At 61.8% G+C, this 5,296-nt stretch carries 6 protein-coding genes; 5 read left to right on the plus strand and 1 reads right to left on the minus strand.

Annotation, left to right across the window (positions count from 1 at the left end; genetic code table 11):
• Window positions 1-471 precede the first annotated feature (471 nt).
• Window positions 472-1,818, plus strand: coding sequence for a hypothetical protein (locus Q2941_RS50560; protein WP_458197385.1), 1,347 nt, complete (start codon window positions 472-474; stop codon window positions 1,816-1,818).
• 825 nt (window positions 1,819-2,643) lie between these two features.
• On the plus strand, window positions 2,644-3,003 hold the full coding sequence (locus Q2941_RS50565; RefSeq protein ID WP_458197386.1) for a hypothetical protein: 360 nt from the start codon (window positions 2,644-2,646) through the stop codon (window positions 3,001-3,003).
• A gap of 193 nt (window positions 3,004-3,196) precedes the next feature.
• Here the strand turns inward: Q2941_RS50565 and Q2941_RS50570 are convergent, their stop codons facing one another.
• The gene (locus Q2941_RS50570; RefSeq protein ID WP_458197387.1) at window positions 3,197-3,361 is read right to left on the minus strand and encodes a hypothetical protein; all 165 of its coding nucleotides are present in this window, start codon (window positions 3,359-3,361) and stop codon (window positions 3,197-3,199) included.
• A gap of 459 nt (window positions 3,362-3,820) precedes the next feature.
• Between Q2941_RS50570 and Q2941_RS50575 the strand changes: the two genes are divergently transcribed.
• The 3 genes from Q2941_RS50575 to Q2941_RS50585 all read left to right on the plus strand — a co-directional run bounded on the left by Q2941_RS50575 (window position 3,821) and on the right by Q2941_RS50585 (window position 5,110).
• A complete protein-coding gene (locus Q2941_RS50575; RefSeq protein ID WP_458197388.1) occupies window positions 3,821-4,369 on the plus strand; it encodes a recombinase family protein in 549 nt (182 codons plus the stop codon).
• A gap of 14 nt (window positions 4,370-4,383) precedes the next feature.
• The gene (locus Q2941_RS50580; RefSeq protein ID WP_027528070.1) at window positions 4,384-4,644 is read left to right on the plus strand and encodes a DUF1811 family protein; all 261 of its coding nucleotides are present in this window, start codon (window positions 4,384-4,386) and stop codon (window positions 4,642-4,644) included.
• 217 nt (window positions 4,645-4,861) lie between these two features.
• Window positions 4,862-5,110, plus strand: a complete 249-nt coding sequence (locus Q2941_RS50585) for a hypothetical protein (RefSeq protein WP_458197389.1) — start codon at window positions 4,862-4,864, stop codon at window positions 5,108-5,110.
• The last annotated feature ends 186 nt before the right edge of the window (window positions 5,111-5,296 follow it).

Here is a 5,296-nt window from a genome sequence, read left to right on the forward strand (position 1 = left end):
TCTTGGCTTCTGTTAAACGCTTCTGTCACAAAGCTCAGCAGACTTTATGTGGCGAACTTTAGATTCACGTGACTAGCAGCACGATCAGAATCCCTCGTCGCCCGCGCATTCGTCGCCGAGTCGACTGCATCAATGGTGATGTCACATGACGCGATCGTCCAGCGCGACGACGGCCTATTCCAGATCGGCCTCGGCGAGGCCGCGCCCGGTCCCTTCCCCACCCGCAGTTTCGCTCAGTCCGTTTTGCTCCGGCAGACCCGGCATCAAGACATGTGGCTTGAGCAGTGATTACAGCACCACCCCACAAACGCGAACCGGGCCGCACAGTGAAACGAGCAACGCCCCCGGCCACCACAACCGAAGGCGTTGGATTACTTGGGCATCGACACTTAAGCAGTGATCGAAATATGCACGCAACTCGCCTGAAAGGCAAGCGCGCTGATCGGTGCCCTCAAAGAACGAGGGCCGATCATGGCCGGTTACTATTGGGACAACCAAGTCAAGCATGACCGCCCGCTAATCACAAATTGCTATGTCCCCGGGCTGGCCCGCGCGTGTGGCCTGCGTCACTTCTCCGCGACGAAAGAGCGGGATCTCGACATGCTGCTCGCGAACATCGCGCTTGCGGACCAGGAATGTCGACCGCTCAGCTACTCGCGGCACCGACAGCATAAATACCGCGGCACCACACTTGGGCGCGTGCTGTCCGGCGTCGCAGCAATCGAGAGCGCTGGACTGGCCCTTGAGAACCGCACCAAACCCGGCCACCGCGGCCGGCAATCGATCTTGAACGCAACGCCGGCCCTGACCGAGATCTTCAACAAGCACGGAAAACGCCCGACCTACGAGCCGTCCGATCCGATCATCCTTCGCTCACGCAAAGATGGATCGCTCATGCCTTTGCGGCGGACGATGAAAGGCCGGACACGACAGATTGAACGTGTCAACGAGATGCTCGAGAGCATCTCCATTGGGCTTGAGCAAACTGGTGCGCTGGTGCTGAGCAATGGACTGCTGATCTTCGAGCGCCTCGAGTACAACGAGTTCGAAGGTCCGCACCTGGTGCAACAGAAACTCCGGCTGGACCGGATGGGAGGGCGCCGCGTCTTCACCTCTGATGACAAGCACCATGGTCGCTTTTACTGCCCAGCCCAAAACATTCCGGGATCCGCGCGCCTGCTGTCGACCTTAAACGGCGAGCAGGTTGTCGAGCTCGATTTCGTCAGCATGCATGTTGCGCTGGCCTACAGCGTCTGCGGCGCCAAGATGGACGGCGACCCATATGAGATCCCCGGCTTCACCCGCAAGCAGGGCAAGCTGGGCCTGTTGACCGCCTTCAACGCCACAATCCTACAGGCGGCGATAGCGTCCCTCACAGACGCTCGCAGTGGCAGAGTGGTGTTTACCAGTCGCAACGATGCCGCGCGCCTCCTGGAGGCCCTGAAAGCCCGCCACGCCCCGATCGCGTCCATGCTGTGCAGCGACGCGGGAATGCGGCTGATGTACCTCGACAGTCAGATCATGCTGGCCGCCGTCGATCGCCTCATCGCGCAAGGAATCCCGTCCATCCCGATCCACGACAGTATCCTGGTCCTGGCTCAATATGAGGGAGCGGCGCGAGAAGCACTCAACTTCGGCTGGTGCACCCAAAATCCGCAGCCAAGCCATTGTTCTATAGAGAAAAAACGCCCAAAAGTCCCACAATATGACTGCGCGTCCTCTTCTTCCGTGTCCTTCGGTCCTCCTGGTGGGTGTGGTGGGTGGTGGTCGTCCGTCCTCTCTGAGGCTCGTTACGATGTTGTGGAGTGGGTCGGGTGAATAACGCTGTGACTTTGCGTGTTGAACAATCCGCTGACGGAACTTGGTCGGAGTGACGGTCGTAGTTTCAGTTTGGGATCGCGTAAGGCTGTTGTCAGCCCGCCATGCGATCCTTCGCTTTCGTCGATACCCCAGCGGGATTGGCGCTGCGACGCCCGGTTGGGTTGGCCTCCATTGCCGGGCCTCGCTTCCTCTCACCCCCGGTATTCCTAATGGCCGAGACGGACGCAGAACGATTCCGCAAGGAAGCAGAGGAATGCCGCCAACACGCGGAGAAGGCTCTCAGCCCGCTGGACAAAGAAACTTGGCTGCGGTTGGCCGCCGAGTGGCTCAAGCTCTCAAAGGATGCCGAGGGCCGTGGAGGTCGGTGGTTTCGTACCTGAGATCCCTGCCCCCGCTGAGCCGGTCCCTGGTTGGTGCTGCAGCGGGCATTCGAAGGGGGCAATCCGCCCTTGTAATTGATTGAGTCAGAACTCTCGCTCATCCTCGCAATCTCTAACGCCTCTCGCAGAGTGATGAGGCGAGCCATGCACGTTCCAACGTTGGGCGATGTGTTTCTTGTGACCGCGATCACGGGCCTGGCCCTCCTGATCGAGATCGGCATTTGCATCGTCTTTGGTCTGATCTGAGCCCCGGATAAAAGCCGGCTCGTTGGGCCCCCAACGCACATGCGGTTGTGGGAAATTTCCTGCACCCCTCCGCCGCCCCGCCCGACGGGTGTCCCTGCAGGCCCTGGCAGCTCATTGGATTGATGTAGGTCAATGGGTGGGAACAGCCGGGATTGACTATGAACTGCTGCTGATAGTCAGCAAAAGGACAATCGTCATGAACAAGCAAGCCACCTCCCTGACAATCGCTGGAGCTATTATCGGTGTGGCTGTGGTCGGCTGGGTTCCCGCCACATCGGCCGCGCCGGTATCGTCACCCGTGACGGCCTTCAAGCAAGCAACTCTCTCTGATGTGACTGATGTCTACTATCGTCGCTATTACGGTCGTCGTTTCTACCCGGGGGCTGCGATTGGCCTTGGCGTCGTGGGTGCTGCGGCTGCGGCCGCCGCCGTTGGGTCGGGCTATTACGGGCCGGGATACGGATACTACGGACCGGGTTACGGCTACTCGGGCTACGGGCCGGGAGCCGGATACTACGGCAACCCTTATCCCTACCGGCGCTACTATCCGTACTAAGCAGCACTAAGGATACGGTGGCCGCGCGCTCTGAGCGCCTTCTACGATCTTGATTGAGATCGAAGGGGGGGTGCCGCGTAACGCGCAGACGGCCCGCGAGAATAAAAATCCGCACCCCTCCGCCGATCCGGTCGACGCGGGCCCGACCCCGCCGGCCGAGATGGCGGCCCAGAGCCCGACACCCGTTTGGCCGTCAGTGTACGGTCCGTTCCTTGGTCTCGAGGCGGTAGAGTTCGATTACGCCCTCACCAAACAACTCGTCGAGTGTGAGGGCTTCAAGCTTGGCCTCTGCGTCCGCTCTGGTCTCATACACCCACACCTCGGGCGTATCGGGCTTAGCGTGGTCGACCTTCCTCACGACAAACACATCTCGCATGTTTCTGCACGTACCGTAGATTTGCGCCGGGCCGCACGACGGCCGACCGCCCAGCGAATGCACCGGGGGACGGGCGGCCGGCCATCCAGCCGTCACTTCTAGGGGGCCAGAAGTGGCGGCGAGTGCTCACCAGCCAATAACGTCGGAGCGCGACCACCGGGGGGCTTGCGATTTGCTCGGATCTTCTCACCCGGCGATCGCGTCGCGGGGTGCTACCCCCGCCTTCTGCTACAACGTTACTGGTGGCTGCCTGGTTCATCCATCGGGCAGATTTTCCCGCCTAGAAGCTTCTCATTACAAGCCTCGATCTCCAGCGCGTCGGCCTGGGCGCGGTGCGCGGCCTGTAATTTGTGAAACTTGTAAGTTTTGCAAGAAAGAGTTGGACGTGGAAAATCAGCGTGTTACACTTTGCGAAACTTACTTGCGAAATGGAGCGCGCAGATGGCCATTCTCGGATATGCTCGCGTCAGCACCCAGGATCAGCACCTCGCCGGCCAGCTCGAGGCCCTGAAAGCCGCCGGCGCCGAGACGATCTACCGCGAGAAAGTCAGTGGAGCCCGGTCCGATCGGCCGCAACTGGCCAAGCTGATGGCGTCGCTGAAGGCCGGTGACGTCGTCCTGGTTAGTAAGCTTGATCGCCTCGGTCGCTCGACCCGCGAGCTCCTCGATCTGATCGAACGCATCGGCAAGGCCGGCGCCGCCTTTAGGTCGCTCGGTGACCCGCTTTGGGATACGTCCAGCTCGCAAGGCCGCCTGCTCTCGACGCTATTGGCCGCCATTGCCGAGTTTGAGCGCGACCTGATCCGCGAGCGTACCGGCGACGGCCGGAAACGCGCCCGGGCCAAGGGCGTCAAGTTTGGCCGTAAGCCCAAGCTGTCCGACTACCAGCGGCAGGAAGCGATCAAACGGCGCGCCGCGGGCGAGACATTGGCGTCCATCGCCAAGTCCTACGCGGTCGACATCAGCATGATCTCGCGCCTGGCCGAATGAGGGTGGGCCGACCCATGACCAATTTGGTGCAACGATTGCAATCCGAGCGATCCCCGCTCTGCCTCGAGGCAGCACGCGAGATCGAGCGCACGGCCGCGATGCTGCGCGAGGCAAAGGCCGAGATCATTCGTCTGCGCGATGCCAAGCGCCGCGCTATGCAGGTCGCTGACGAGCGCGCGAAAGAGGTGGTCGACCTACGCATGCGGCTCGCCAAGTCCTACGCGGTCGACGTATCGATGATTTCGCGGCTGAGCCGAAAGTCTACAGATCATTAACAGCGCAACGCGCGCATCGCTACGCTGCGACCCCGGCTGTCGACTCAAGGGGCGCTCGGTCCAGCCGGCGCGGGTAGGTAACGGTTGGTCGGCAGCGCGGTCACGCGCCAGCGGCTCGGCCCCCCTCTCCGTGATGCTCGTCACGGCGCCTGCGCGAGCATCGGGCGAAATTCCGAGCGTCGGCGGAATGGTCCGCACTTGAAACGAAGGCCGATCCATGACCGCTGCTACCCTTCCGAACCCCTTCATGGACGCGCCACTGACCTCGCTCGAGGATCAGATCGAGAATGTGCAGCTGAAACTCAATCGCATGGGCCGCATCGCGGAGACCGGCCGCGATTTCGCGGCGATTGCCGAGGTCGAGGCCCGCGAACTGATGCCGCTGCTCGCGCAGCGCTCAAGCGCCGTGCGGCCGGCGAGACACTGGCCGGGATCGCCAAGTCATATGCCGTCGACGTCTCGATGATCTCCCGGCTGCGCTAAGGAGCCCCGCCCCCAAGGGTCAGGTCAGCGATCCTGGCGCGAAGCAGTATGTGGTCTTTGTGCCGGCTTGTCCCTCGCTGTACCACCACACCGCGGTGCCGGTCGGGTTTGTGCCGGATAGCACCTTGTAGGACTCGATCTGGTGGGCGTCCGGGGTGCCGGGGCTGAT

Source organism: Bradyrhizobium sp. UFLA05-153, from assembly GCF_054185185.1.

What these genes read in the sequence shown, in the direction of transcription:
- Q2941_RS50560 (WP_458197385.1), top strand. Translation starts at nt 472, where the DNA reads ATGGCCGGTTACTATTGGGACAACCAAGTCAAGCATGACCGCCCGCTA.
- Q2941_RS50565 (WP_458197386.1), top strand. Translation starts at nt 2,644, where the DNA reads ATGAACAAGCAAGCCACCTCCCTGACAATCGCTGGAGCTATTATCGGT.
- Q2941_RS50575 (WP_458197388.1), top strand. Translation starts at nt 3,821, where the DNA reads ATGGCCATTCTCGGATATGCTCGCGTCAGCACCCAGGATCAGCACCTC.
- Q2941_RS50580 (WP_027528070.1), top strand. Translation starts at nt 4,384, where the DNA reads ATGACCAATTTGGTGCAACGATTGCAATCCGAGCGATCCCCGCTCTGC.
- Q2941_RS50585 (WP_458197389.1), top strand. Translation starts at nt 4,862, where the DNA reads ATGACCGCTGCTACCCTTCCGAACCCCTTCATGGACGCGCCACTGACC.